Genomic DNA, 26,250 nt, shown 5'->3' on the forward strand with positions numbered 1-26,250 from the left:
TTAAGGAAACATTATGCTTACATCTAAACAACGTGCCTTTTTGAATAGTCAGGCACATGCACTCAAGCCTATTATCCAAATCGGGAAAAATGGTCTTAATGACCAGATTAAGACGAGCGTTCGTCAAGCGCTTGATGCGCGTGAGTTGATTAAGGTGACTCTACTGCAAAATACGGACGAGAATATTCATGAAGTCGCAGAAATTCTGGAAGAAGAAATCGGCGTTGATACGGTTCAAAAAATCGGTCGTATCCTGATTTTGTTCAAACAATCCAGTAAGAAAGAGAACCGAAAAATTTCTAAAAAGGTCAAAGAAATCTAAGAAGGAGAGCCCATGGCTATTGAACTCTTAACACCCTTTACCAAGGTTGAATTAGAGGTTGAAAAAAAAGAAACCAATCGCAAGCAGGTAGGAATTTTGGGAGGCAATTTTAACCCTGTCCACAATGCTCACTTGATTGTGGCAGATCAGGTTCGTCAGCAGTTGCAGCTGGACGAGGTCTTATTTATGCCAGAATGTGTTCCCCCCCATGTGGATAAGAAAGAAACCATTGATGAATACCATCGCTACTCCATGCTCAAGATGGCGATTGCGGGTATTGCGGGTTTGGGGATAGAAACGATTGAGTTGGAGCGTCGAGGTATCAGTTATACCTACGATACCATGAAATTGTTGAAGGAAAAAAATCCTGAGACCGACTATTATTTCATTATCGGTGCAGATATGGTAGATTACCTACCAAAATGGCATAAGATTGATGAGTTAATTAAACTAGTTCAATTTGTCGGTGTGCAGCGTCCGCGCTATAAGGCAGGGACTTCCTATCCCGTTATTTGGGTAGATGTTCCACTCATGGACATTTCTTCCAGCATGGTACGTGATTTTATCAAGCAAGGACGTGTGCCTAATTTTATGGTGCCCCACGAGGTCCTGGACTATATTGAAGAAAAAGGACTTTATAGATGATTGCAGCAGATTTAAGCTTTGATCGCAAGGCTCTTTTAGAAAAAATTAGTGTAGCTATGACTCCAAAACGGTTTCAGCACGTTCTCGGTGTGGAGCAGGCCGCGATTGAGTTAGCAGAGCGATATGGCTGTGATATGAAAAAAGCCAGCTTAGCTGCGCTCTTACATGATTATGCCAAGGAAGTGGCGGATCAGATTTTTGAGGACTTAATCGTCAAGTATGATCTGGATAGAGAACTGCTTAATTGGGATAATAATATTTGGCATGGAGTAGTCGGTGCCTATAAAGTCTCAGAAGATTTTGGTTTGAAAGATGCAGAGATTTTCCAAGCTATTCAACGCCATACGGTTGGAGCAGGACAAATGACTTTGCTGGATAAGGTTCTTTATGTAGCAGACTACATCGAGCCTAATCGTGATTTTCCTGGAGTCGAGATAGCTCGTGAGTTAGCCAGACAGAATTTAGATAAAGCTGTTGCTTACGAAACAGCACAGACCATTTCCTACCTGGCTAAACAGCGTATTCCCATCTATCCACAAACACTCGAAACCTATAATAGTTATGTTCGCCACTTGAGAGACTTAGATAAAAATTGTCAAGTTTGCAGTGACACAAAGAGAAAGTGAACTTTTTGACCAAGCTACAAAGTTGGTCATTATGAAGATAGAACAACGGCAACTTTTTCAGAAAAGCTGCGTGCTAAAGAGTTAATTGACCATTACCAAACTATCTGGCTTGGTCAATCTGCTCAAAAGAAATACACTAATAAACAATTTGAAAGGATAAGATGAAAGAATTAGATTTAGTAAAACTTGTGGTTCAGGCTGCAGATGACAAGCGGGCTGAGGACCTTGTTGTGATTGATGTACAGGGCGTTACGAGTTTGACAGATTATTTTGTTATTGCAAGCTCAATGAACAGCCGTCAGTTGGAAGCTATTGCGGAAAACATTCGTGAAAAGGTAGTTGATGCTGGTTTCAAAGGGATTCGTATGGAAGGCGACAGCAACGGTGGCTGGATCCTTTTAGACCTTGGAGGTGTGGTCGTCCATATCTTCTCAGAAGAAATGCGTGAACTTTATAACTTAGAGAAGCTCTGGCATGAGGGAAGCTTTGTAGAGCTTGATTCTCTCTTAGGAGTGAAATAATAAAGCAGTCTGAGGACTGCTTTTTGCAAAAGTTTGGCTTTGTTCAAGCCAGCAAAGTGATAGAATCTATCAAAGCAAGAGAGGAGACTAATATGGCAACTTATGAAACCTTTGCGGCAGTCTATGATGAAATCATGGACGATAGCCTTTACGACCAATGGACCGATTTTAGCCTACGGCATTTGCCAAAGAATGCAAAGACAATTTTAGAATTAGCTTGTGGAACCGGAGTTCAAGCTGTTCGTTTTGCTCAAGCAGGTTATGATGTAACCGGCTTGGATCTTAGTTATGAGATGCTTGAATTAGCTCAGAAAAGGGCAGAGATTGCTGGAGTTATGCTTGAATTGGCTCAGGCAGATATGATGGCCTTGGAAGGTGTTGGTGACTTTGATGCGGTGACCTGCTACTCCGATAGTCTTTGCTATATGGGAAATGAGGCGGCGGTTTTGCGTGTTTTTGAAGGTGTTCATTCTGTTCTCAACCATGGTGGTGTTTTCATTTTTGATGTGCATTCCATTTATCAAATGGAGGAAGTCTTTGCAGGTTATAGCTATCATGAAAATTATGAGGAGTTTGCCTTCGTTTGGGATACCTATAAGGGAGAACATGAGTACTCTGTTGTTCACGAGTTGACCTTTTTTGTCAAAGATGAAAATGGTGAACCTGAGAGATTTATCCGTCGTGATGAGGTTCATGAAGAGCGGACCTATCCGATTGAAACTTATGTTGACTTGTTGAAACAAGCTGGTTTTGGTTCTGTAGAAATCTTTGCAGATTTTGAGGACGAGTTTCCAACTGAAACCAGTCAGCGTTGGTTCTTTAAGGCGGTCAAGGCATGATTTCTGGTATCGTAGCAGAATACAATCCATTTCACACAGGACACAAGTACCTGTTGGAACAAGCAGAAGGCGTAAAAATTGTCGTCATGTCTGGTAATTTTGTACAGCGTGGGGAACCGGCCATTGTGGATAAGTGGACGCGGGCTCAGATGGCTTTGGAGCATGGGGCAGATCTTGTGGTTGAAATGCCCTTTTTAGTATCTGTTCAGTCGGCAGATCACTTTGCTAAAGGAGCTATAGATATTTTATATAGACTAGGTGTGGAAAAGCTGGTTTTTGGTACAGAAGAAATGTTGGATTATCAGAGGATTACTGATATTTATGTGGGAAAATCAGAGAAAATGGAGATGTTTGTGAAGAATTTGCCAGAGAATCTGTCTTATCCACAGAAAACTCAGATTATGTGGCAGGAATTTGCTGGTCTGAGCTTCACAGGCGATACTCCCAATCATATCCTAGCCTTAGCCTACGCAAAGGCGGTGGCTGGGACTGGAATTCAACTAAGTCCTGTACAGCGGCAGGGAGCAGGTTTTCACTCGGAAGAAGTTGAGACGAGCTATGCTTCGGCTACGGCTATCCGAAAAGGAGTCGACCAATTACATTTGGTACGTGATTTTTTACCTTCGGCAGCTCTTTTTGAAAAGGCAACTAAAGTCGGTTGGAATCATTATTTTTCTCTGCTTCGTTATCAAATTACGACCCATCAAGACCTGAGTCAGATTTTTCAGGTTAACGATGAACTAGCCAGTCGTATCCGCTCTGCCATTGGTAGTGTGACGAATGTAGAAGAATTGGTAAATGCTGTTGCGACCAAGCGCTACACTAAGGCGCGAGTACGACGGATTTTGACCTACATCTTGGTCAATGCAGTGGAGACCCCGCTGCCAAAAGCTATTCATGTACTGGGCTTTACATCGATAGGTCAAGCCTATCTCAAACAGGTTAAGGACAAGGTGGATCTGGTGACACGAATTGGCAAGGAGCCTTGGGACAGCTTGACCCAGCAGGCAGATAGTGTCTATCAACTTGGTGCGAAAGGCATAGCAGAGCAGACCTACGGACGTGTGCCGGTGAGAAGAAACATTACGGACGTTTTGGTATAGAATAGGATTTTGGAGGTGAGAGTTTGCAACAAGTGGTGTCTCATTTTTATCAGTTGATAGTGAAAGAAATAAAGCATAGAAAGATTAGGGAAACCTACTATCTTTGGTTTCCTTGGTTGAATCTTTTGTTTGCTTTTATCGCTAGAATGTTAGTTGGGAAACTGCCTTTTGAAGACTTGTTACAATTTGAAAAATTTGAATATAGTTTAGTTTTTTGGCTATTATTTGCATGTGTTTTACTGAAGTGCGCTGCTATTGTCCGCTATAGCTCAGTTGTGGGAAAAGAAATGTCAAAAGTTTCTCATGTCTGGCTGTTTTTATATCATATTATTCCATCGTTTTTCCTTATTTGGCTTTTTTATCAGGCTTGGAATACGTGGAATATAGTTCCATTTTTTATTTTAGATATATGTGTGTCTTTTTTTGGCGATAAGGTACTCAAATTTAAAGTGTACGCTCATATCTTGACTGATATAATTAGCATCATTTTGCTATTATTTGTTGATTTTGAGTTTGATCGTATCGGTCTGGAGTTTCGCACGGACTTTCTGGGAATCTTTTTTTGTATCTTATTTGTAACATTCCGCTACCTTCTAGTATCTAATTTTTATAGGGGATTTAAACAATTCAAGTTGTTTTCGCTGCGGTGGAACAATGGAAAAATTTATTGGTTTTCTGAGCTAGTATCTTCGATGCTGTTTTTGGTTGTGTTCCATGCAGGATTGGAAACAATTGATCAAGACTTTTCATTCATCTCTATAGCCCTAAGTCTGTTTGTGTACCATATATTTTTATATATACGGTTGTTTATGTATAGGCAATATGGCGCTTCTTACAAAGAAGTTTACTATTTCGTCAATGCTGGAAGTGCATTGGTGCTCTATATCTTCTTTGTCAACTTCATTGCGATTGATATTGTTGTCTGGTTTTTGCCAGCAGTAATCATACTTGTGTTAGATAATTTTCTATATCTGGCTTATCAACAACGAACGAAGCAACCGCAAGAATTTAGTTTAGGTGGAAAACAATTATTTGCAAAATTAAAATTGTTTTCTATTACCACTTTATTCTTCTATCATGTATTTGATAAAAATAGAGAGACTTTGTTTGCTTACAGAATATTTGGTTATTCGTTGAATGATCTAAATAGTGTATTTCTTAGAGAATATGCCAGTTTACCCTTTTTATCATTGATTCTTTCAGTAGTTGTTTCTACCGCTATTTTCAAACTAATTGGTAGTGTTTTATATTCTAACGATTACTTGTTAAAGAAAGGTAATTCCAAAAAGCTTAAGTATAAGAAGCGCTTACGTAGGAGAAAATAAAAATGTTTTTGTTATACCTGAACGTTACGACAGACATTATTTGGAGAAACAACAGGGGGAGTTTGATTGTTGTCGATTTATAAAGTGATCTTGGTGCGATAAGGTATGGCAGATCTATAGGTATATACTGGTAAAGGAGAATGATGAGAAGAGGTTTATATAATATCTTAGAAAATAGCCAAGATAGTTTGTTATCACGATTTTATAATCTGATAATGTTGGTGGCAATAGTGGTTAGTATCCTTCCATTGATGTTTAAAAAGAACGAACCATTTCATTTGTTGATAGAATATGTCACAGCAGCTATTTTCTGCTTAGACTATCTTTTTCGGGTGATAACTGCTGATTTTAAACTTCAAAAAGGGAGAGTGTCGTTTTTTCTTTACCCATTTACATTATTAGCAGTAATAGATTTAATCTGTATATTGCCAACTTTTTTGATGTTTTATAGTAGTCTAAAGCTATTAAAGATGGTAAGGATAGGACGAGTACTAAGGGTTTTCAAAGTCATTCGATATTCAAAAAATATACAAATTTTGACGAATGTTATGCGAAGACAAAAAGAGGCGCTTTTACTGGTGGCAAGTCTTGCAATAGGGTACATTTTTTTAACCGCCCTATTGATATTTTCAATCGAGCCTGATACGTTTGAAACTTTTTTTGATGCGGTTTACTGGGCGACCATTTCGCTAACTACGGTTGGATATGGTGATATATTTGCGACTTCAGTATTGGGTAAAGTAATAACGATGATTTCTTCGATTATAGGAATTGCAATCGTTGCCCTACCTGCGGGAATCATTACAGCAGGTTATATGAATGAGATTACAAAGGACGGATAGAAAATAGTTATTTTCTTCTTGACTCTTACCTTACGTTATCCTTTATACTCTTCATAGAGAGGAGATTTCCATGTCAGAAACATTTACGGTTAAGCAGGTTAGTCAGTTTTCCGGATTAACAGTGCGCACTTTACATCATTACGACCAAATTAACTTGCTCAAACCAGCTTTTGTGGCGGATAATGGTTACCGATATTATAATCGGGATAGTCTGCTCCATCTGCAAGAGATAATGCTCTTTCGAGAACTGGATTTTCCTCTCAAAGATATTCGGCAGATTCTGGAAAATACTGATGTTGATCGCCAGCAAGTGTTGCAAGACCACATTGCTCTTTTAGAGTTCAAAAGAAAGCGTCTGGATCATATCATCGGTCATGCCAGATTACTCATAGAAAAAGGGGGAGAAGTCATGGACTTTCACGCATTCGATACAAGTAAACTAGAGAGCTACAGGACTGAGGCCAAGAACCGCTGGGGAAAAACGTCAGCTTATACTGAATTTGACCAGCGCTACGATACTAGCAAGGATGAGATTTTTGTCCGAGAGATGCAGGTGATTTTTGAGGCCTTTGGAAAAATGCAGGGCTTAGAATGCAGTCATCCAGATGTACAGGATCAAGTAGCAATATTGCAGACATATATCACAGATAATTTTTATACCTGCACAAAGAAAATCTTGCAAGGCTTAGGTCTCATGTACGTAGAAGATGAACGTTTTGCAACCAATATTGATCAGGTAGGAGGTGTAGGCACTTCCAAATTTGTCAGTCAGGCTATTGCAGCTTACTGTCAAGAATAAAAGAACAAGTCTAGTGGAAACTAGGCTTTTTTGATATACTGGAATTAGTTTGAAAGTAAGGAGTTTTTCATGATCCAACCTATTATGAAAGATATTTTTTTCCTCCAGCAGCAATCTGAGGCTGCTACACCGGCAGACTTGCAAGTTGGTAAGGATTTACAGGATACACTTGCAGCAAATAGCCATGCCTGTGTGGGAATGGCGGCCAATATGATCGGGGTCAAAAAGCGGGTTATCGTTGTCAATGTAGGTTTTACTAATCTAGTTATGTATAATCCCGTTCTCATTAGTAAGACAAAACCCTACCAGGCAGAGGAGGGATGTCTGTCATTAGAAGGTATTCGCCCTACAACCCGTTATCAGGAAATTGAGGTGGAATTTTGGGATTCTTCTTGGAAAAAGCAGAGTTTACGGCTGACAGATTTTCAAGCTCAGATTGTTCAGCATGAGTTAGATCATTTAGAAGGTATTATCATTTGAAAATCAGTAAAACCGTACTGAAAGTTGGAGTTTTTAGATAAAGGTCAAAAAAAGTCAAAAAAGATATTGACCTTTACTGACTAATGGTATATAATAATTTCATAAGGTTATAGAAAAACCTTATGATTTATTGATTAAAAGGTCAGATAAGGTCAAATGAATCTAGTTTGATTTTTATCTTAAATAATTGGTCAGTAAAAGACAATTTTTTGAGGGGGTCAGCATGAAAAAGAGGATGGTTCCTTATTAGTGGTTTTTTATCTAACAAAGGTCAGTAATAGTCAATTTTCTTTAGCAAACAAAAAATAAGATAAACGAGGTAAACAGTATGAATAACAATTTTAACAGTATGGACGATATTTTCAATCAACTAATGGGCAATATGGGGGGGTATAGCACAGAGCGTCGCCGTTACTCCATCAACGGTCGCGAGGTTACTCCAGAGGAATTTGCTCATTATCGCCAAACAGGCCAACTACCAGCGGCAGAAGGTGCAGTTCAATCTCACTCTAAAGGTCAGATAAAGTCAGATGGTGTTTTGGCAAAACTAGGTCGTAATTTGACTGGGGATGCGCGTGAAGGCAAGTTAGATCCGGTCATTGGTCGCAATAAAGAAATCCAAGATACTTCGGAAATTCTGGCTCGTCGTACCAAGAATAATCCTGTCCTGGTTGGTGATGCTGGTGTTGGTAAAACAGCAGTAGTAGAAGGCTTGGCTCAGGCAATTGTCAATGGTGATGTACCGGCAGCCATCAAAAACAAGGAAATTATTTCTATTGATATTTCTGGTTTGGAAGCGGGTACTCAGTACCGTGGAGCTTTTGAGGAGAATGTTCAACAGTTGGTTGATGAGGTCAAGCAAGCAGGAAATATCATTCTTTTCTTTGATGAAATTCATCAGATTTTGGGGGCAGGCAGTACAGGTGGCGATTCAGGTTCCAAGGGATTAGCGGATATTCTTAAACCAGCCCTTTCACGTGGCGAATTGACCGTTATTGGTGCTACTACTCAGGATGAGTACCGCAATACCATTCATAAAAATGCAGCCTTAGCTCGTCGCTTCAACGAAGTGAAGGTCAATGCTCCATCGGCAGAAGATACTTACCAAATTTTGAAGGGAATTAAACCACTTTATGAGGCTCACCACAATATTGAATTACCAGATGAGGTCTTGTATGCTGCTGTTGACTATTCTGTTCAATACATTCCTCAACGCAGCTTACCAGATAAAGCTATTGACTTGATCGACGTAACAGCTGCTCATTTAGCAGCACAGCATTCCGTTACGGATATTAAGACATTAGAAGCTGAGATGGCGGATGCGAAACGCTTGCAATTAGAAGCCGCAGAAAAAGAGGACTATGAAAAAGCTTTGAATGAAAAAATCCGGATTGATAAGCTGCAAGAACAGATTAACAACCATACGGAAAGCCAAAAAGTTGTAGCAACGGTCAATGATGTGGCTCAAGCAGTTGAACGGATGACAGGTATTCCTGTATCGCAAATGGGGGCTTCTGATATTGAACGACTCAAGGGCCTCAAACATCGTCTAGCTGCAAATGTTATCGGTCAAGGTGACGCAGTAGAAGCTGTATCCCGTGCGATTCGTCGTAATCGTGCAGGTTTTGATGAGGGCAATCGTCCTATCGGCTCCTTCCTCTTTGTCGGACCAACAGGTGTCGGTAAGACAGAGTTAGCAAAGCAGCTAGCGCTGGATTTATTTGGAAATAAGGAGGCAATTATCCGCCTTGATATGTCAGAGTATAGCGATCGAACAGCCGTTTCCAAGTTGATTGGTACAACAGCGGGGTATGTTGGCTACGACGATAATTCGCATACCCTAACCGAGCGAGTTCGCCGCAATCCTTATTCTATCGTATTACTAGATGAGATTGAAAAAGCTGATGCACAAGTCATCACTTTGCTCTTACAGGTTCTTGATGATGGACATTTAACAGATGGTCAAGGCAATCAAGTCAACTTTAAAAATACGATTATTATTGCAACCTCTAATGCTGGATTTGGCTACGACTTGCCAGAAGGCGAAGAGAGACAGGACATTATGGAACGCATTGTTCCATACTTCCGTCCGGAGTTCCTCAACCGTTTCAATGCAGTGATTGAGTTTAAACATTTAGAGAGGGAAGATCTAAGAGCTATCGTAGACCTGCTCCTGTCTCAGGTCAATAATACGCTGGCTAAAAAAGGCATTAGTCTACATGTTACAGATGCTGCCAAAGAGTTTCTCATGGAAGAAGGTTACGACAAGGCAATGGGGGCTCGTCCGCTTCGTCGTGTTATTGAAAACCAGATTCGTGATAAAGTTACAGATTTTTACTTGGATAATAGTGATGTCAAGTACTTGGAAGCTGATGTGATTGGCGGAACAATTCAAATAAAAGAGCAAAACTTAGCTTAACAATATAGAGTCAGATAAAAAATTCGGGTGATGTCATCCGAATTTTCTTTTTCTACTTGTTACCAGTTCATGCTGAAACAGTTTTTTTAGGGCATTCAAAACTTTTTTAGTAAAATCCTTGACAAGTGCAAACGTTTGCGCTAAACTATATTCGTAACCGACAGAAAGGAAAACGTTTTTATGACAAATCGTACCAGTGGAATTTTGATGCATATTACCTCACTTCCTGGGAAGTTTGGTATTGGTACTTTTGGACAGTCTGCCTATGATTTTGTAGATTTCTTGGTAGAGACCAAGCAAACCTACTGGCAGATTTTACCCCTAACAACAACTAGCTATGGAGACTCACCTTATCAATCTTTCTCTGCTATTGCAGGGAATACTCACTTGATCGACTTCGACCTCTTGGTAGAAGATGGCTTGTTGGCAAATGAAGAGTTTCAAGATGTGAATTTTGGAGATAATCCTGCAAAAGTAGATTATGCTCTGATTTATCAAGTGCGTCGGCCAATTTTGGAAAAGGCAGTACAGGCATTTTTGCAAGATGATAAGAAAAAAGCGGCTTTTCTGGAATTTGAAAAGGCCAACTCTTCTTGGCTGATAGACTATGCTGAGTTTATGGCTATCAAGGAGTACTTTGGAAATAAAGCTCTCCAAGAGTGGGAAGACAAGAAAGTAGTTGCTCGCAATGAGGAAGCTCTGGATAAGTATCGTTTGGAGTTGGCAAACCAAATTGATTATCACAAAGTTACTCAGTACTTCTTCTTTAGCCAGTGGAAACAATTGAAAGAATATGCCAACAAAAATCACATTAAGATTATCGGAGATATGCCTATTTATGTTTCTGCTGACAGTGTGGAAGTTTGGACCAAACCTCAACTGTTCAAATTAGATAGTGAGCGTAAGCCACTCTACGTAGCAGGAGTACCAGCGGACAACTTCTCTGCGGACGGTCAGTTGTGGGGCAATCCAATTTATGACTGGCCGGAACATGAAAAAACAGGCTATAACTGGTGGATCTACCGCATTCATGAAAGTTTCAAGCTCTATGATGTCCTTCGAATCGATCACTTTAAAGGTTTCTCCGACTTCTGGCAGGTGGATGGCAAGGCTGAGGTAGCTAAGGTTGGTACATGGGAACCAGGTCCGGGCTACAGTCTTTTCAAGGCAGTAAAAGAAACCCTTGGTGACCTTCCAATTATTGCAGAGGATCTTGGAAATATTGATGCGAAAGCTCGTAAGCTGCTAGCAGACTGTGGCTATCCGGGGATGAAAATCTTGGAATTTGGTTTCTTTGATGTGACAGGTAAAAGTATTGATGCCCCGCACCGCTGCATTCCAAATTCTGTTGCCTATACAGGGACTCATGATAATGAAGTCATCAACGGTTGGTACAATAATCTTGATCCCGAGCAACAAGAGTACGTAGATGCTTACAGCAATCGTAAGCCGATTGAGAAAGTCAGTCAAGCCATGCTTCGAATGCTTTTTGCGACAGTTAGTGATACAGCTATTGCAACTATGCAAGATGTCTTGGATTTGGATGAAGACAGCCGTATGAATATGCCATCAACCATCGGCGGAAATTGGGAATGGCGGATGAAGACGGAAGACTTGACACAAGAACACAAGGATTTCTTGACAAAAATGACAAACCTATATCAACGAGGAAATGAACAACATGATTAAATTTACAACATTTGCTGAAAACAATACTTCAAAGAAATTAGCTGATTTAACAAACGAAGAAATCTATCTTCAGTTATTGAACTACGTGAAAGAAGCTGCAGCAGCTAAATCAAAAAATACTGGTAAACGTAAAGTTTATTATATTTCTGCGGAGTTCCTTATCGGTAAGCTCTTATCAAACAATTTGATTAACCTAGGTGTTTATAAAGACATCCAAGCAGAGTTGGCGGCAGCTGGCAAGTCATTGGCACAAGTTGAAGACGTTGAGCCAGAACCATCACTCGGTAACGGTGGTCTTGGACGTTTGGCATCCTGTTTTGTAGATTCCATGTCAACACTTGCTATCAATGGTGAAGGTGTTGGTCTGAATTACCACTGTGGTCTTTTCCGCCAAGTCTTCAAGAAAAATGAGCAAGAAGCAGAGCCAAACTTCTGGATTGAAAATGATTCTTGGTTGATTCCAACGGATATTAGTTATGATGTTCCATTTAAAAACTTTACCTTGAAGTCGAAATTGGATCGTCTTGACATTCTTGGTTACAAAAAGGAAACGAAGAATTACCTCAACTTGTTCGATATTGAATCTGTCAACTATCACTTGATTACAGATGGTATTTCGTTTGATAAGACAGCTATCAAAGAAAACTTGACTCTTTTCTTGTATCCAGACGATTCGGATAAAAATGGTGAATTGCTTCGTATCTACCAACAATACTTTATGGTGTCAAATGCTGCTCAGTTATTGATTGATGAAGCGATTGAACGTGGTTCAAACCTACATGATCTTCCTGATTATGCTTACGTACAAATCAACGATACACACCCATCAATGGTTATTCCTGAGTTGATTCGTCTTTTGACAGAGAAACACGATATCGAATTTGCAGAAGCAGTAGCGATTGTCAAGAATATGACTGGTTACACTAACCATACTATCTTGGCAGAAGCACTTGAAAAATGGCCACTTGAGTTTCTTGGAGAAGTGGTGCCACATTTGGTTGATATTATCAAAGAATTGGATGCCCTTATTCGTGCAGAACTTAAAGACCCAGCAGTCCAAATCATTGATGAATCAGGCCGTGTACACATGGCTCACATGGACATCCACTTCTCTAACTCAGTGAACGGTGTAGCTGCACTTCACACAGAAATCCTTAAAACTTCTGAATTGAAAGTTTTCTATGAGCTCTATCCAGAGAAATTCAATAATAAAACAAACGGTATCACTTTCCGTCGCTGGTTGGAGTTTGCAAACCAAGATTTGGCGGATTGCATCAAAGAATTGATTGGTGACGAATACCTGACAGATGCTACTAAGCTTGAAAAATTACTTGCTTTTGCTGATGATAAAGAAGTTCATGCTAAATTGGCCGAAATCAAATTTAACAACAAATTGGCACTGAAACGTTACCTTAAAGATAATAAGGGTATCGAATTAGATGAACATTCTATCATTGATACGCAAATTAAACGTTTCCACGAGTACAAGCGCCAGCAAATGAACGCCTTATATGTCATCCACAAGTATCTTGAAATTAAGAGTGGAAATCTTCCAAAACGTAAAATTACCGTTATCTTTGGTGGTAAGGCGGCTCCTGCCTACATCATTGCCCAAGATATTATCCACTTGATTCTATGCTTGTCAGAGTTGATTAACAACAATCCAGAGGTCAATCAATATCTCAACGTTCACTTAGTAGAAAACTACAATGTAACGGTTGCTGAAAAATTGATTCCTGCGACAGATATTTCTGAGCAAATTTCTCTAGCTTCTAAAGAGGCATCAGGTACAGGGAACATGAAGTTCATGTTAAATGGTGCACTGACACTTGGCACGATGGACGGTGCCAATGTTGAGATTGCAGAACTTGCAGGTAGTGAAAATATTTACACATTTGGTAAGGATTCTGATACCATCATTGATCTTTACGATAAAGCAGGCTACGTTTCAGCTGATTACTATAATGGTGATGCTAATATTAAACGTGCAGTTGACTTTATCGTTAGTGATGAAGTGAAAGCTCTTGGGAATGACGAGCGTCTTGGCCGTCTTCACCATGAACTTATCTCTAAGGACTGGTTCATGACCCTAATTGATCTGGCTGAGTACATAGAGGTGAAAGAACAAGTCTTTGCAGATTACGAAGATCAAGAATCTTGGAATAGAAAAGTTGTTCACAACATTGCTAAAGCAGGTTTCTTCTCATCTGACCGTACAATTCAGCAGTACAATGACGAAATTTGGCATAGCAACTAATGCACAAAGAAAAGAATGTTTCCTGTTGTGGAGACATTCTTTTTTGGTTAGAGAAATATTGATGAACAAAGAGTATTATCGCTTTGCCATTGATACAAAGCTCACTTTATCAGGCCGGTAGCTGATGGTTCCGTATTGGAAGGGTTGTCCATTTGAAAGATAGGTGACACTGGTGACAACAACGACCATATCATAATTCCCCAAATCCATTAGCTGTCTTTCTTCCTCATTTGCAAAGCGGAAGGAGATTTCTCGCCGTGAATGAGAAATGGTTAATTTTAGTTCTTCTTCCAAGTAGCGGTAAATAGAACTCTCAGCAATTTCCTTGCTGAGATAGGAAACAATTCTACGATCGAAGTAAGAGATTTCATACTCCAAGCGTTCGCCATCAATAGTTCGGATCCGACTAATCCGATAGAAATCTACCCTGTCATCAACTTCAAAGGTTGCCATCAAGTCTTCTTGGCCTTGAACGATATAGAGTGAGGTCAATGTAGTTTGAATCTGGTGTTGAGACTGTTTATTTAGTTCGCCAACTGTTTTGATTTCAGATAGGTACTGCTCCTTCATCAGACCATGTTCCATCACAATAGAAGACTTGCCTTGCCGCTTTTGAATGTAGCCATCCATTTCGAGGAGAGATAGGGCTTTTCGGATGGTGTCCTTGGAATAGGTGTAGATGTCCATCAACTCATTCTCAGTTGGTAAGGTTTGCCCCGCTGGCCAAATCTGGTCTTGAATTTTTTGTTTAATATCTTGATAAACTTTTTTATACTTGCTCATTATTTTTCCATCTTCCTTATCACTAGTGTACCATAAATATGCTTGAAAAGGGAAAACTAGCCAGTATATTTATTTTAACAACCCAACTTTTACGTAAAAGTTAAAGATATTACGTAAAAGATATTGACTAATGCAAACGGTTACGGTATACTATCCTTGTAAAGAAAACGGTTACGTATTTTAATAGGGAAGGAGGAGACTTTAAAAGTTATGAAATTGCTCACAGTGAATGTCCATGCCTGGTTGGAAGAAAGACAGGATGAGAAGCTGGATATTCTAGCGGAAACTATAGTTGAAAAGGGCTATGATCTTATTGCTCTTCAGGAAGTAAATCAGTTAATCGCCAGCGACTTGGTAACGAGAGACCTGCGAACGGATAACTATGGGCTGGTTTTATTAGAAAAATTGCGAAACAAAGGGGAGTCTAGCTACTCCTATTATTGGAGTCATTCCCATATTGGTTACGACAGGTACGAAGAAGGAATAGCATTTTTAACGCGTTTACCTGTTTATGAAGTAGATCCATTTTATTGTAGTCAGAACAAATCCATCGATTCGATCTTATCTCGGAAGATTATGGGATTGACTGTTTCTTATCAAAATCAGCTAATTGACTGTTATTCTTGCCACATAAATTTACCAGGAAATAAGAAGGAAAACCAACTGGACAATGTTCGAACGATTGTTGAGCGAACGGGGGACCATCGTCTAAAAATCCTGATGGGTGATTTTAATACAGATGCCTTTTCTGAACAGGCAGTTTATGAAGCAATTAAGGAACTTGGTCTCTATGATACGTACGATCTAGCCCTAAAAAAGGATAGTGGCGTGACGGTGGAAAAAGCGATTGATGGATGGGCTACCCACAGTCAAGCCAAACGTTTGGACTACATCTTTTTGAATCAAAAAATGGACGTTTTAACCAGTCGTGCTATCTTCAATGGAGATAACCATCCTATCATTTCAGACCATTTTGGTGTGGAAGTTGAACTCAGTCTATAAAATGGCTTAAAGCCGAAAAAATAAAGGAGGAAATATGAAAAAATTTCTTAGTTTCGAATTTTGGCAAAAATTTGGAAAGTGCTTGATGGTCGTGATTGCAGTTATGCCTGCGGCAGGTCTGATGGTTTCTATCGGTAACTCGATTCCTTTGATGAGTCCGGAATCAGAGCTTTTGATTCGTATCGGGAATATTGTTGCTCAGATCGGTTGGGGGATCATAGGTAATCTTCATTTGCTCTTTGCTCTAGCAATCGGTGGTAGCTGGGCGAAAGAAAAGGCAGGAGGAGCCTTCTCGGCAGGCCTTGCCTTCGTTCTTATCAATTTGATTACTGGTCATTTCTTCGGTGTGAAAACAGATATGTTGACGGATGCAACAGCAACAGTTAGTACAGTATTTGGTACACAAATCCCTGTTTCTGGTTATTTTGTAAATATCTTGGGGCAACCGGCTCTCAATATGGGTGTTTTTGTGGGGATTATTGCAGGTTTTGTTGGTGCAACGACCTATAACAAATATTACAACTACCGCAAACTACCAGATGTATTGACTTTCTTTAACGGGAAACGCTTTGTACCATTCGTTGTCATCTATCGCTCCATTTTGGTTGCTCTTGGTTTGGCAATTTTTTGGCCGGTTATCCAAACCGGCATCAATAGCTTTGGGAAATGGATTGCTTCTTCACAGGAAACAGCCCCTGTTTTGGCTCCTTTTGTGTACGGAACTTTGGAACGTTTGCTTTTGCCATTTGGTCTTCACCACATGTTAACGATTCCGATGAATTATACTTCATTGGGAGGTACCTATGACATCCTGACAGGTGCTCAAGCAGGAACACAGGTATTTGGACAAGACCCGCTCTGGTTGGCTTGGATTACAGATTTGATCAACCTTAAAGATGCTGGTGACATGACTCAGTACAATGACCTTCTTTCCACTATCACCCCAGCACGTTTCAAGGTTGGGCAAATGATCGGTTCATCAGGTATTCTCATGGGCTTGACCTATGCGATGTATCGCAATGTGGACGCAGACAAGAAGAAAAAATATAAGGGGATGTTCCTTTCTTCTGCACTTGCGGTATTTTTGACAGGTGTGACAGAGCCGATCGAATTTATGTTCATGTTTGCAGCTATGCCACTCTACGCTGTTTATGCCTTGGTACAAGGTGCTGCCTTTGCTATGGCAGATTTAGTAAATTTGCGAATGCACTCATTTGGTAATATCGAATTTCTCACTCGTACACCGATGGCTATTAAAGCTGGTATCGGTATGGATGTAGTTAACTTTATTTGGGTGACTGCTCTCTTTGCGATTGGTATGTACTTCATTGCCAACTTTATGATTAAAAAATTCAATCTGGCAACGGCTGGCCGTAATGGCAACTATGATACAGAGACAACAGACATTGCTTCGCATTCAAATGTCGATACAGCAGATGCCAATTCTCAAGTGGTACACATCATCAATCTGCTTGGTGGTCGTGATAATATTGTGGATGTAGATGCTTGTATGACTCGGCTTCGTGTCAGCGTTAAGGAGGTGGCACAAGTCAGTGATGAACACGCTTGGAAACAAGCAGGTGCCATGGGCTTGATTATCAAAGATTCCGGTGTTCAAGCAGTCTACGGACCAAAAGCAGATGTCCTCAAATCAGATATTCAAGATCTCTTAGAATCAGGTGTAGCCATTCCTCGTACAGAGGTAGTTGTTAGTAAAGAAGCAGGAGTCAACACTCAATTCAAAGGTGTGACAGAAACGATCTTTTCAGTTGCGGCAGGTCAAGCTATTGCTATCACAGAAGTAAAAGATCCAGTCTTCTCACAAAAGATGATGGGAGATGGCTATGCAGTAGAACCGGCAAACGGCAATGTTTACGCACCAGTTTCAGGTATTGTGACGAGCGTATTCCCAACTAAACATGCGGTTGGTATTCTATCTGACAAGGGTGTGGAAGTTTTAATTCACGTTGGCTTAGACACAGTAGCTCTTAATGGTGTACCATTCTCTGCCAAGGTGACAGATGGTCAACGCGTTGAAGCTGGAGACCTACTCCTTGTAGCAGACTTAGATGCTATCCGTTCAGCGGAACGTGAAACAACTATTATTGTTGCTTTTACAAACACAGCAGAAATCAAATCTGTTGACCTTGAAAACCTTGGTCAAGTAAGTAAAGAAAGCCAAGTTGCCAGGGTGGAGTTGTAGGCATCCATGAAAAATGGAATATATAAAAAAGATTGAAAAGATGAATTGTCGTCATAACTTTTCAATCTTTTTATTTTGAGGATTCAGGTGTAGGATACCCTGCTTACTCCCCTAAGTTTTTTATTTCCCTTTTTACTTTTTCAGCAATGCATAGGAAATAAATAGACCAAGCAAGTAAAAACAAGGGAATAATACCGCTTCTGAAGATAGCAAATGGGGTTTCAAATAGGAAGCCAAACCAAAAGGCAGTACCTTCTCGCTCCCAAAGTCCTGGTGTTAGGTACCACGTTTTTGGTTGCCAGAGATTATATTTATATTGCGATTGCGCTGAAGAGAGGGTAAAATATAGAGAAAGAAAGATAAAAAAATAACAATAGGCAAATTTTTGATAGCGCAGGTAGAATGCTTTTTTCGATTCCTTATCTGAGAAAATGTTTGTGTCTGAAGTTGCATTCATTTTTTGAAAATAATGGACTCCATTTCGTTTACTACCTTGGATCGGTTCCCAGCCATAATCACTAAAGAGAGATAGGTAATTGGGGTATTCTTCTTTTAAAATTTGCTCACGAAAATCAAGGCGTACTGGCTTGGGGGCTGCTGTACATTTCTCAAAATGATAAGTCGCAAGTAAGGGATTGACCTTCGTTAACTGGTATCCTTGGGATTGAATCATATTAATCCAATTTTCTTCGTCTTGTAAACTTGTGAATAATTTGCGTTTTTTCATGTGGTTCTCCTTAAAAATCAAATGTTTGTGCAAGATGACTGAGCTTTCGGATTCGCTCGGTTTCCAGTCTAACTATTTCTCGACCTGCTGGTGTGATTTGATAGACCTTTCTTCGTTTATCAGAAGTTGGAACAGAACAAATCCATTTCAGTTTCACTAAATTTTCAATCGCTCCGTACATGGTTCCGGCAGCAATTTTAACATCTCCGTTGCTCATTTCCTCTACCTTCTGCATGATAAGATAGCCATGAGCAGGTTCTGCAAGAGCTAATAAAATGTAGTAAGTCGTTTCAGTTAGTGGAAGGTGTTTATTTCGTTTCATTTGATCCCTCTCAAATAGATAGTCAAACTATATAGTTGCACTTTATATTATATATTGTGAAACTATACATGTCAACTGTATAGTGAAATGAACTGAAAAATCTTCTCAATCCACTTCATTTATGGTATAATAAGGCGATTTTATAAAATGTAGGAGGTTCCCCATGGGACGTAAATGGGCCAATATTGTAGCCAAAAAAACTGCCAAAGACGGTGCTAACTCAAAAGTTTACGCCAAGTTTGGTGTTGAAATCTATGTAGCAGCGAAAAAGGGTGACCCCGATCCAGAAACAAACTCAGCTCTGAAGTTTGTTATTGATCGTGCTAAGCAAGCACAGGTTCCAAAACACATCATTGATAAGGCTATTGACAAGGCAAAAGGAAATACAGATGAAACATTCGTAGAAGGTCGGTACGAAGGCTTTGGACCAAACGGTTCTATGTTGATTGTGGATACGCTGACATCAAATGTTAACCGTACTGCAGCCAATGTTCGTTCTGCTTTTGGTAAAAATGGTGGAAACATGGGAGCATCTGGTTCGGTATCTTATTTGTTTGATAATAAGGGGGTTGTTGTTTTTGCTGGAGATGATGCAGATGCTATTTTTGAATTGCTTTTGGAAGCAGATGTAGAAGTAGATGATGTGGAAGCAGAAGGTGGCGCAATCACTGTTTACACAGCTCCAACAGACCTTCACAAAGCAATCGTAGCCCTCAAAGAATCGGGCGTTGAAGAGTTTAATGTAACTGAACTCGAAATGATTCCACAGTCAGAAGTAATCCTTGAAGGAGATGATCTCACAACTTTTGAGAAGCTCTACGACGCCCTCGAAGATGATGAAGACGTACAAAAAATCTATACAAATGTAGATGGCTTCTAGGACAGCATCCTAGAAGGTTGGAAATGGGAACTGTTAGGGTGTAAACTAAACTCTATAAATGCTTAAAAACAGTCTCTTAATATCGATAAATTCTCTTAGAAATGTTGATGTAGCAGCATTCTAAGAGTTTTTTTGAGATCAAAATTAAAGACATTGTTCAAAATAGATTTTTTCCTCAATCTGGATCATCACAGATGATTTACCTTATATATAGGTTCTTCTTGGAAAGTTGGTAATAGAAAACTGACAGGGGAGTCATTGCTATTGAGATAGGCGATAGAGAGACAACTAAACTGATAGGATAATTGCCTAAAAACATTACAAAGTTACAAATTTAAGCTGGAAGAATGAAAATTCCAGTTCAGATTTTTGTTTTTTAGAGAGGCAAACGATATAATTTTAGAGACTCGTTTATTAGAAATGACAGAGTTTTATCATCTATTGTAAAGATTGAGAAGGAGAAATTATGTCAAAAGACATTCGTGTATTGCTTTACTACAAATATGTTCCCATTGAAAATGCAGAAGCTTATGCGGCTGAGCATCTGGCCTTTTGTAAATCCATCGGATTGAAAGGACGTATTTTGATTGCAGACGAAGGGATTAACGGTACCGTTTCTGGTGACTATGAAACGACACAAAAATACATGGACTATGTACATGCTAATCCATTGTTCAGTGATCTATGGTTCAAAATTGATGAAGAAAATGAGCAGGCCTTTAAGAAAATGTTTGTTCGTTACAAGAAGGAAATTGTTCACTTGGGTCTTGAAGACAATGACTTTGACGATGATATTGACCCACTTGTGACAACAGGTGCCTACCTATCACCAAAAGAATTTAAGGAAGCTCTACTTGATGAAAACACAGTCGTACTCGACACCCGTAATGACTATGAGTACGATCTTGGTCACTTCCGTGGAGCCATTCGCCCAGACATCCGCAATTTCCGCGAGTTACCACAGTGGGTTCGTGACAACAAGGAGAAGTTCATGGACAAGCGCGTAGTCGTTTATTGTACCGGTGGTGTCCGCTGTGAGAAGTTTTCTGGCTGGATGGTGCGTGAGGGCTACAAGGATGTTGGTCAGCTTCATGGCGGTATTGCGACCTATGGGAAAGATCCAGAGGTTCGCGGTGAGTTATGGGATGGTAAGATGTATGTCTTTGACGAACGCATTGCCGTTGACATCAATCATGTTGACCCAGTTATTGTCGGGAAAGACTGGTTTGACGGTACGCCTTGCGAGCGCTATGTCAACTGTGGAAACCCCTTCTGTAACCGTCGTATTTTGACTTCGGAAGAAAATGAGAACAAATATGTGCGTGGTTGTTCTGCAAAATGTCGTGCCCATGAGCGCAACCGCTATATCATTGAAAACAACTTGACCCGTGAAGACTGGCTAGAGCGCTTGTCTGAGATTGGCGAAGCATTGCCTGTCATGGCGTAAAGTAGAAGACTGCTAGAGTTTTCATGAGAAGATAAAAACGAGTTTCCGTAATGAAACTCGTTTTATAGTGGTCTCTTGTTGGGAATACCAGCCTTGCGTGGAAACTTATTAGGAGTTTCCTTTTTCTTTTCGACAATGGTTAATGTTCGCGGGTCACCATTTGGTAAACAGTAGTCATGGTTTTCAACAACTTTTGCAAAGAGGAGATTCAAAGCATTTTGAGCCTGTGCCAGTTCATCTTCGGCACTTGAAGCCTTTAGGGCAATGAGTTTACCGTTGAGCTTTAAGTATGGGATGGTTAACTCAGATAGAATCTGCATGCGAGCAACTGCTCGTGCTGTAACAAGGTCAAATTGGGCACGGAATTCCTTGTTCTGTGCAAAATCCTCCGCACGCCCATGATGAAAATGAACATTCTTCAAGCCCAACTCTTCAGCCAGCAAATGTAAGAAGTTGATTCGCTTATTGAGGGAGTCAATGATCGTTACATCCAGTTGGGGATAGAGAATTTTCATGGGTAAGCTAGGAAATCCTGCCCCAGCTCCAATATCTAAGAGACGCAAGGGCTTGTTTGGAATGTGGTCTTGAAGGATGGGGGCGATAGAATCATAAAAATGTTTGAGATAGACCTCATGTTCTTCGGTGATAGCTGTCAGATTGATTTTGTCATTCCATTCCACTAGAAGTTGGAAGTAGCGGTGAAATTGGTTCTTCTGTTGTTCGGTCAATTGGAGGCCTTGTTCTGCCAAAATTTTGTAAAATGTTTCAGGTTTCATGGTTTTATCTTATCATAATTTTGAAAAAAGAAAAACCCAGAAGAGTCTGGGAATTTCATTATTGACCATTGATTTGTTCGGCTGGGGGATTGTTATCAGTGGTTGTTGTATCATTTGAGGCACTAGCTGTTTCGGTTGAGGTTCCAGCAGTAGAATCGCTAGAATTGGTTGTGCCGTTTTCTTCAGTCGTTTCTGTTGAGCTGGAAGAACTTGTGCTTGGGGTAGTGTATGTATTGTAGGCATTGTAAAGAGATTGGCTACCTCTAAGGTAGTAATTCGCTCCATAACGTACTAAGCCGCTAGGGACTTCCCAATCTGCTGCAGTATAATCAGAATGCATGAAGAGCATCATGTTGTGATAGACATCTGTTGCAATTCGCATACCACGATCGAGGATAGGTGTCATGCGATTGGTGTAGCCAGTCCAGACAGCCATAGCATACTGACTAGAGTAGCCTACAAAGTTTTCATCTGGAACAACCATGTAACTATTTCTAGCTTCTGGAGTATTAGCTAAGATAGTATCTGTTTCGCTATCTGTATAGTTTGAAGTACCCGTTTTACCAGCCATAGGAACACCGCTGACAGAAGCGTTGAGACCGTAACCATAAGAGAGGACAGCCTTCATCATATCTGTCATCATGTAAGCTGTTTCTTTGGTCATGACTCGAGTTCCCTTAGGAGCATACTCAGTTACTGTTCCATCACTAAAGACAATTTTGTTGACATATTGAGGGGCATAGTACGTGCCTCCATTCGCAAATGCTGCGTAGGCAGCGGCCATTTTTTCGCTACTCACACCATATTTTCTGCTAGTATCTGAAGTGTTACTTGAGATTGCGTTGGAGTAATGAATTTCTGGATAATCGATTCCGATACTATTGAGGAATTTCAAGGCGTTTTCCAAACCAGTAGCTTCCAGCGCTTTTACAGCTGGGACATTTCGAGAATATTGTATGGCAGTTTTTATCGAGATGTTACCAAAATACCTCTTGTCCCAGTTGTTTACAGGAATTGTGGATGATGGATAGTTATAAGGACCATCTAGTATTGAATCAGCAGTCGAAGTATATATGCCATTTTCAAAGGCGGGGGCATAGTCCGTGATTGGTTTCATGGTTGAACCAAAGTCACGATTAGTTTCAACAGCCTGATTGAGACCAAATGAAACATTGCTTTCTTGTTTTCGTCCCCCTAATTGTGCAACAACTTTACCATTTGATACGTCCACCACAGTTGAGGCAACCTGCATAAGGTCATCTGGATAGTTGACATAGGTATCTGTATTGTAGATATTCCATAGTCTCTGTTGAGCCTCGGGGTCAACATTGGTGTAGACATCCATACCTGTTGTGAGTAGATTATAGCCGGTCTTGCTTTCAACCTCTTCAACGACTTGCTTGAGATAATTATCCATATAAGCTGGATAGGCAGTAGTATTCAGTAACGGTTGTAATCCTTCTGTTATAGGTGTTAGGACGGCTTGCTCATACCTTGCGCTATCAATATATTTTTCTTCTAGCATTTTTTTCAACACCAAATCGCGACGTGCCTTAGCATCTGCTGGGTTGGTGTAGGGATCATATTGGTTTGGTGCCTGAGGCATTCCTGCAAGGAGGGCCAGTTGAGGGAGAGTCAAATCTTTTAGTTCTTTTCTGTAAAAAGCCAAAGAAGCGGTTCTCATACCATAGTTACTGTTTGACATATAAACCTTATTGATATAATAGGTCAAAATTTCTTGTTTGGTATTGCGACGCTCTAATTGCATCGCTAACCAGGCTTCTTGGATTTTTCGTTTTAGATTTTGATCTTCTACAGATGTCGAGAAATAGGTCAATTTAATGAACTGCTGGTCAAGAGTGGAACCACCCTGAAGAGGCCTACCTCTCAGGTTGTTGATGAGTGAACCGGCAATACGGATGACATCAATTCCCCTATGATTGAAGAAACGTTGGTCCTCAATCGCAACAATCGCATTTACCAAATCTGTTGGAATATCCTCGGTCTTAGCACTTGAACGTTTTTCAGACCCCAAATCTGCAATCAGTTTACCATTTTTATCGTAAATCTTACTAGATGCAGTTGCCGTTAAAGTTTCTTCTGTCAGTTGAGGAGCGCTTTGGATATAATAGACAACCAAGGCAGCTCCGGCTAGACAGACAATAATAGCTCCTGCAAGCAAGATGTTAGCAGTCATTAGAAGCGCTTTTTTAATTGTTGTAGTTTTCAAAAGAGTCACCACCTAATAAGTTTTTTTCAACGATTTCAAGATAAGGAATACTAGGAGAGTATCCCATTTGAATCTCAAAGCCATGTTGTCGGATAAAAGCTAAGGGCATTGATTTACTACCCAGATCTACCTGATAAAAATCAATCAAGTGAATGGCTGGTAAGAGATAGGTTTCTTTCAATGTTGAAAAGTGAAGAAGGACAAAACAAATGCCACCTTGTTTTACAACCTGTTTCATGTGTTCAATCTGATGCGCATGGAAATTCTTCATGGGCATAGCTGTTTTTTGGCGTGTCTCTTTTGCCTCAAAATCAATATAGCATTTTTTAAAAACACCAGAGTAGTCAGTCGTAGAAGCCTGTCGAAAGTAGGCCTCAACAATCTTGGCCCGACTCCGTCTCGGATAGTCAACTTTTACAATTTGCACGGGAGTTGGTTTTTTGTGTATGACAGCTATTCCATGCGTTAGATAATATTGATTGCTATCGTTGATAGCAGCTTCAAAAGACATTCCGCGATTTGCAAAATTTACTCGCTGGGATGAAATAGGACTGGTTCTATTGATTTTTTTTGACACCTTGTGGGGGTAATTGACCATAGAACTCCTTCTTGATAAAATAGATATCACTACATTATATCACAAATAGCGAAAAGAGTACAAGAAATGGATATTAAGAGCCTTTTAGTGACAGGCTATAGACACATGGATTTAGGAATTTTTTCAGAAAAAGATACTCGTTTACTGATTATTAAATCTGTTATTCGACGAGATTTCATTCGTTTTTTGGAAGATGGGACCAATTGGTTTATCCTGACAGGTCAATTGGGATTTGAATACTGGTGTTTAGAAGTTTTGGAGGAATTAAAAGAGGAAGGTTATGATTTTTATGTCGCAACGATATTTATGTTAGAGAACCACGGAGAACAGTGGAATGATGCCAATCAGTTGAAATTGATTCGGTTTAAGCAAGTTGATTTTGTCAAATTTGCCTATCCAAGGTATGAGAATCCTAGCCAATTCAGAGATTATAATCAGTTTTTATTGGATAATACAATGGGAATCTATCTATTTTACGACCCCGAAAATGAAACAAATTTGAAATATTTATATCATGCGGTCTTAAAAAAGGAAGGGTATAATAAGAAAGTGCTTACCTTTGAAGAACTGAATGAGGCTGCTGAAAAATTTTCAAATTCTGAGTGATTTGACTTGATTTTTCCCTATATTTTTTAATATAATAGGAGTAGTGACGTTTTAGATTAGGGAGAGAAAAATGGCAAGTATTAAATTTACGACAAAAGATATTTTAGAGCAAGATTTTAAAATTGGTTTTCGTGGATATGACTCAGATGAGGTTAATGATTTTCTTGATGACATCATGAAGGACTATGATGCTTACGAAGCGATTATCAAGGAGTTAAAAGGTGAAATTGCTCGTTTGAAAGCACAGGTGGCTAACGCTTCTAAGGCGGCTCTTCCTACTGAAGAATCTAATGATGTACTCCGCACAGAACGTCAATCTTCAGCAACAAATTTTGATATTCTCCGTCGCCTCAATCGTTTGGAGAAAGAAGTATTCGGAAAACAAATCGTTCAGGACTAAGAGAAATAATGTGCAATTTTTGGATAATCGCGTGGTAGCATGCTATCATGAGGAAAGTCCATGCTAGCACTGGCTGTGATGCCGGTAGTGTTTGTGCTAGGCGAACAAATAAGCCTAGGGACGTCTTTGACGTTACGGCGGCTAAAATGGCTACGTCCTTTGGATATGCCAAAGTAGGTCTGAAAGTGCCACAGTGACGAAGTTTTTATGGAAACGTAAAAAATGGAACGCGGTAAACCCCTCAAGCTAGCAACCCAAACTTTGGTCGGGGCATGGGATGGATGGAATCGAACAGAAATCCTGACTGCAATGCAGTAGACAGATGATTATCGAAGGTGGTAGAACCTAGTATCACCGGAACAAAACATGGCTTATAGAAAATTGCATAGAATAGGTGGCTAGCTCTGCT

25 protein-coding genes and 1 other RNA gene are annotated in these 26,250 nt (G+C 40.0%); 20 read left to right on the forward strand and 6 right to left on the reverse strand.

The annotated features are described in order from the left end of the window. Positions 1 to 10 precede the first annotated feature (10 nt). The 13 genes from yhbY to glgP all read left to right on the forward strand — a co-directional run bounded on the left by yhbY (position 11) and on the right by glgP (position 13,867). Positions 11 to 322 (forward strand): ribosome assembly RNA-binding protein YhbY, encoded by a 312-nt coding sequence (yhbY, locus tag SR187_RS01800; RefSeq protein WP_024532192.1) that lies wholly within the window; start codon positions 11 to 13, stop codon positions 320 to 322. Between the two features lie 12 nt (positions 323 to 334). After that, positions 335 to 967: a nicotinate-nucleotide adenylyltransferase gene (locus SR187_RS01805; protein ID WP_120171330.1), complete on the forward strand. Its 633-nt coding sequence runs from the start codon at positions 335 to 337 to the stop codon at positions 965 to 967. Continuing rightward, positions 964 to 1,593, forward strand: coding sequence for a bis(5'-nucleosyl)-tetraphosphatase (symmetrical) YqeK (gene yqeK, locus SR187_RS01810; protein WP_120171331.1), 630 nt, complete (start codon positions 964 to 966; stop codon positions 1,591 to 1,593). The genes SR187_RS01805 and yqeK overlap by 4 nt, the downstream gene beginning before the upstream one ends. A gap of 161 nt (positions 1,594 to 1,754) precedes the next feature. Then, positions 1,755 to 2,114: a ribosome silencing factor gene (rsfS, locus tag SR187_RS01815; protein ID WP_120171332.1), complete on the forward strand. Its 360-nt coding sequence runs from the start codon at positions 1,755 to 1,757 to the stop codon at positions 2,112 to 2,114. 92 nt (positions 2,115 to 2,206) lie between these two features. Beyond that, complete coding sequence (locus SR187_RS01820) at positions 2,207 to 2,953, forward strand: class I SAM-dependent DNA methyltransferase (RefSeq protein ID WP_120172451.1); 747 nt, start codon at positions 2,207 to 2,209, stop codon at positions 2,951 to 2,953. Then, a complete protein-coding gene (locus tag SR187_RS01825; protein WP_120171333.1) occupies positions 2,950 to 4,056 on the forward strand; it encodes a nucleotidyltransferase in 1,107 nt (368 codons plus the stop codon). The genes SR187_RS01820 and SR187_RS01825 overlap by 4 nt, the downstream gene beginning before the upstream one ends. A 32-nt stretch (positions 4,057 to 4,088) precedes the next feature. Further along, the gene (locus tag SR187_RS01830) at positions 4,089 to 5,381 is read left to right on the forward strand and encodes an FtsX-like permease family protein (protein ID WP_323131750.1); all 1,293 of its coding nucleotides are present in this window, start codon (positions 4,089 to 4,091) and stop codon (positions 5,379 to 5,381) included. Positions 5,382 to 5,524: 143 nt separating this feature from the next. Further along, positions 5,525 to 6,223 carry an ion transporter gene (locus SR187_RS01835; RefSeq protein ID WP_120171335.1) on the forward strand — a complete coding sequence of 233 codons (699 nt, stop codon included), beginning with the start codon at positions 5,525 to 5,527 and terminating at the stop codon, positions 6,221 to 6,223. Between the two features lie 70 nt (positions 6,224 to 6,293). Further along, complete coding sequence (locus SR187_RS01840; RefSeq protein WP_120171336.1) at positions 6,294 to 7,022, forward strand: MerR family transcriptional regulator; 729 nt, start codon at positions 6,294 to 6,296, stop codon at positions 7,020 to 7,022. 69 nt (positions 7,023 to 7,091) lie between these two features. Continuing rightward, on the forward strand, positions 7,092 to 7,502 hold the full coding sequence (locus tag SR187_RS01845; protein ID WP_120171337.1) for a peptide deformylase: 411 nt from the start codon (positions 7,092 to 7,094) through the stop codon (positions 7,500 to 7,502). 328 nt (positions 7,503 to 7,830) lie between these two features. Next, positions 7,831 to 9,921: an AAA family ATPase gene (locus SR187_RS01850; RefSeq protein ID WP_120171338.1), complete on the forward strand. Its 2,091-nt coding sequence runs from the start codon at positions 7,831 to 7,833 to the stop codon at positions 9,919 to 9,921. A 180-nt stretch (positions 9,922 to 10,101) separates the two neighbouring features. Continuing rightward, a complete protein-coding gene (gene malQ, locus SR187_RS01855; protein ID WP_120171339.1) occupies positions 10,102 to 11,610 on the forward strand; it encodes a 4-alpha-glucanotransferase in 1,509 nt (502 codons plus the stop codon). After that, a complete protein-coding gene (gene glgP / locus SR187_RS01860) occupies positions 11,603 to 13,867 on the forward strand; it encodes a glycogen/starch/alpha-glucan family phosphorylase (RefSeq protein WP_120171340.1) in 2,265 nt (754 codons plus the stop codon). The genes malQ and glgP overlap by 8 nt, the downstream gene beginning before the upstream one ends. Positions 13,868 to 13,942: 75 nt before the next feature. Here glgP and SR187_RS01865 read toward each other — a convergent pair whose 3' ends face one another. After that, positions 13,943 to 14,650, reverse strand: a complete 708-nt coding sequence (locus SR187_RS01865) for a UTRA domain-containing protein (RefSeq protein WP_024532798.1) — start codon at positions 14,648 to 14,650, stop codon at positions 13,943 to 13,945. A 210-nt stretch (positions 14,651 to 14,860) separates the two neighbouring features. Here SR187_RS01865 and SR187_RS01870 point away from each other — a divergent pair, with 210 nt between their 5' ends. After that, complete coding sequence (locus tag SR187_RS01870) at positions 14,861 to 15,652, forward strand: endonuclease/exonuclease/phosphatase family protein (RefSeq protein ID WP_024532797.1); 792 nt, start codon at positions 14,861 to 14,863, stop codon at positions 15,650 to 15,652. Positions 15,653 to 15,686: 34 nt separating this feature from the next. Further along, positions 15,687 to 17,855, forward strand: a complete 2,169-nt coding sequence (locus SR187_RS01875) for a PTS transporter subunit IIBC (RefSeq protein WP_120171341.1) — start codon at positions 15,687 to 15,689, stop codon at positions 17,853 to 17,855. A 103-nt stretch (positions 17,856 to 17,958) separates the two neighbouring features. Here the strand turns inward: SR187_RS01875 and SR187_RS01880 are convergent, their stop codons facing one another. Continuing rightward, positions 17,959 to 18,582, reverse strand: a complete 624-nt coding sequence (locus SR187_RS01880) for a DUF2812 domain-containing protein (RefSeq protein ID WP_120171342.1) — start codon at positions 18,580 to 18,582, stop codon at positions 17,959 to 17,961. A gap of 10 nt (positions 18,583 to 18,592) precedes the next feature. Then, entirely contained in the window at positions 18,593 to 18,904 is a 312-nt protein-coding gene (locus SR187_RS01885) for a PadR family transcriptional regulator (protein ID WP_024532794.1), read from the reverse strand. Between the two features lie 163 nt (positions 18,905 to 19,067). On the opposite strand from SR187_RS01885, the gene SR187_RS01890 reads away from it, so the two are divergent. Together SR187_RS01890 and trhO are read left to right on the forward strand one after the other, a co-directional pair. Further along, entirely contained in the window at positions 19,068 to 19,784 is a 717-nt protein-coding gene (locus SR187_RS01890; protein ID WP_120171343.1) for a YebC/PmpR family DNA-binding transcriptional regulator, read from the forward strand. Positions 19,785 to 20,250: 466 nt separating this feature from the next. Beyond that, positions 20,251 to 21,231 (forward strand): oxygen-dependent tRNA uridine(34) hydroxylase TrhO, encoded by a 981-nt coding sequence (trhO, locus tag SR187_RS01895; protein WP_024532792.1) that lies wholly within the window; start codon positions 20,251 to 20,253, stop codon positions 21,229 to 21,231. 62 nt (positions 21,232 to 21,293) lie between these two features. Here trhO and rsmG read toward each other — a convergent pair whose 3' ends face one another. From rsmG to recU, 3 genes are read right to left on the reverse strand one after another with little or no spacing between them, the layout of a single operon-like run. Next, a complete protein-coding gene (rsmG, locus tag SR187_RS01900; RefSeq protein WP_120171344.1) occupies positions 21,294 to 22,007 on the reverse strand; it encodes a 16S rRNA (guanine(527)-N(7))-methyltransferase RsmG in 714 nt (237 codons plus the stop codon). Positions 22,008 to 22,065: 58 nt separating this feature from the next. Beyond that, positions 22,066 to 24,237, reverse strand: a complete 2,172-nt coding sequence (pbp1a, locus tag SR187_RS01905; protein ID WP_024532790.1) for a penicillin-binding protein PBP1A — start codon at positions 24,235 to 24,237, stop codon at positions 22,066 to 22,068. Beyond that, complete coding sequence (recU, locus tag SR187_RS01910) at positions 24,218 to 24,835, reverse strand: Holliday junction resolvase RecU (RefSeq protein WP_024532789.1); 618 nt, start codon at positions 24,833 to 24,835, stop codon at positions 24,218 to 24,220. Before recU ends, pbp1a begins: the two co-directional genes overlap by 20 nt. 72 nt (positions 24,836 to 24,907) lie before the next feature. On the opposite strand from recU, the gene SR187_RS01915 reads away from it, so the two are divergent. The 3 genes from SR187_RS01915 (at position 24,908) to rnpB (ending at position 26,220) form a co-directional block, all read left to right on the forward strand. Continuing rightward, positions 24,908 to 25,441, forward strand: coding sequence for an SLOG family protein (locus SR187_RS01915; protein ID WP_032537921.1), 534 nt, complete (start codon positions 24,908 to 24,910; stop codon positions 25,439 to 25,441). Between the two features lie 70 nt (positions 25,442 to 25,511). Continuing rightward, complete coding sequence (gpsB, locus tag SR187_RS01920; RefSeq protein WP_024532787.1) at positions 25,512 to 25,841, forward strand: cell division regulator GpsB; 330 nt, start codon at positions 25,512 to 25,514, stop codon at positions 25,839 to 25,841. A 15-nt stretch (positions 25,842 to 25,856) separates the two neighbouring features. Further along, positions 25,857 to 26,220, forward strand: an RNA gene (gene rnpB, locus SR187_RS01925) — RNase P RNA component class B. Positions 26,221 to 26,250 lie beyond the last annotated feature (30 nt).

Source organism: Streptococcus ruminantium (assembly GCF_003609975.1).
Taxonomy (GTDB): Bacteria; Bacillota; Bacilli; order Lactobacillales; family Streptococcaceae; genus Streptococcus; species Streptococcus ruminantium.

Excerpts from the sequence above, each read along its gene's own strand:
- SR187_RS01835 (WP_120171335.1), top strand. The coding sequence starts at position 5,525 with ATGAGAAGAGGTTTATATAATATCTTAGAAAATAGCCAAGATAGTTTG.
- SR187_RS01870 (WP_024532797.1), top strand. The coding sequence starts at position 14,861 with ATGAAATTGCTCACAGTGAATGTCCATGCCTGGTTGGAAGAAAGACAG.
- rsmG (WP_120171344.1), bottom strand. The coding sequence starts at position 22,007 with ATGAAACCTGAAACATTTTACAAAATTTTGGCAGAACAAGGCCTCCAA.
- SR187_RS01825 (WP_120171333.1), top strand. The coding sequence starts at position 2,950 with ATGATTTCTGGTATCGTAGCAGAATACAATCCATTTCACACAGGACAC.
- SR187_RS01885 (WP_024532794.1), bottom strand. The coding sequence starts at position 18,904 with ATGAAACGAAATAAACACCTTCCACTAACTGAAACGACTTACTACATT.
- SR187_RS01890 (WP_120171343.1), top strand. The coding sequence starts at position 19,068 with ATGGGACGTAAATGGGCCAATATTGTAGCCAAAAAAACTGCCAAAGAC.
- malQ (WP_120171339.1), top strand. The coding sequence starts at position 10,102 with ATGACAAATCGTACCAGTGGAATTTTGATGCATATTACCTCACTTCCT.
- rsfS (WP_120171332.1), top strand. The coding sequence starts at position 1,755 with ATGAAAGAATTAGATTTAGTAAAACTTGTGGTTCAGGCTGCAGATGAC.
- SR187_RS01865 (WP_024532798.1), bottom strand. The coding sequence starts at position 14,650 with ATGAGCAAGTATAAAAAAGTTTATCAAGATATTAAACAAAAAATTCAA.
- SR187_RS01820 (WP_120172451.1), top strand. The coding sequence starts at position 2,207 with ATGGCAACTTATGAAACCTTTGCGGCAGTCTATGATGAAATCATGGAC.
- SR187_RS01875 (WP_120171341.1), top strand. The coding sequence starts at position 15,687 with ATGAAAAAATTTCTTAGTTTCGAATTTTGGCAAAAATTTGGAAAGTGC.
- trhO (WP_024532792.1), top strand. The coding sequence starts at position 20,251 with ATGTCAAAAGACATTCGTGTATTGCTTTACTACAAATATGTTCCCATT.
- SR187_RS01805 (WP_120171330.1), top strand. The coding sequence starts at position 335 with ATGGCTATTGAACTCTTAACACCCTTTACCAAGGTTGAATTAGAGGTT.
- yqeK (WP_120171331.1), top strand. The coding sequence starts at position 964 with ATGATTGCAGCAGATTTAAGCTTTGATCGCAAGGCTCTTTTAGAAAAA.
- SR187_RS01840 (WP_120171336.1), top strand. The coding sequence starts at position 6,294 with ATGTCAGAAACATTTACGGTTAAGCAGGTTAGTCAGTTTTCCGGATTA.
- gpsB (WP_024532787.1), top strand. The coding sequence starts at position 25,512 with ATGGCAAGTATTAAATTTACGACAAAAGATATTTTAGAGCAAGATTTT.
- glgP (WP_120171340.1), top strand. The coding sequence starts at position 11,603 with ATGATTAAATTTACAACATTTGCTGAAAACAATACTTCAAAGAAATTA.
- SR187_RS01845 (WP_120171337.1), top strand. The coding sequence starts at position 7,092 with ATGATCCAACCTATTATGAAAGATATTTTTTTCCTCCAGCAGCAATCT.
- SR187_RS01850 (WP_120171338.1), top strand. The coding sequence starts at position 7,831 with ATGAATAACAATTTTAACAGTATGGACGATATTTTCAATCAACTAATG.
- recU (WP_024532789.1), bottom strand. The coding sequence starts at position 24,835 with ATGGTCAATTACCCCCACAAGGTGTCAAAAAAAATCAATAGAACCAGT.
- SR187_RS01880 (WP_120171342.1), bottom strand. The coding sequence starts at position 18,582 with ATGAAAAAACGCAAATTATTCACAAGTTTACAAGACGAAGAAAATTGG.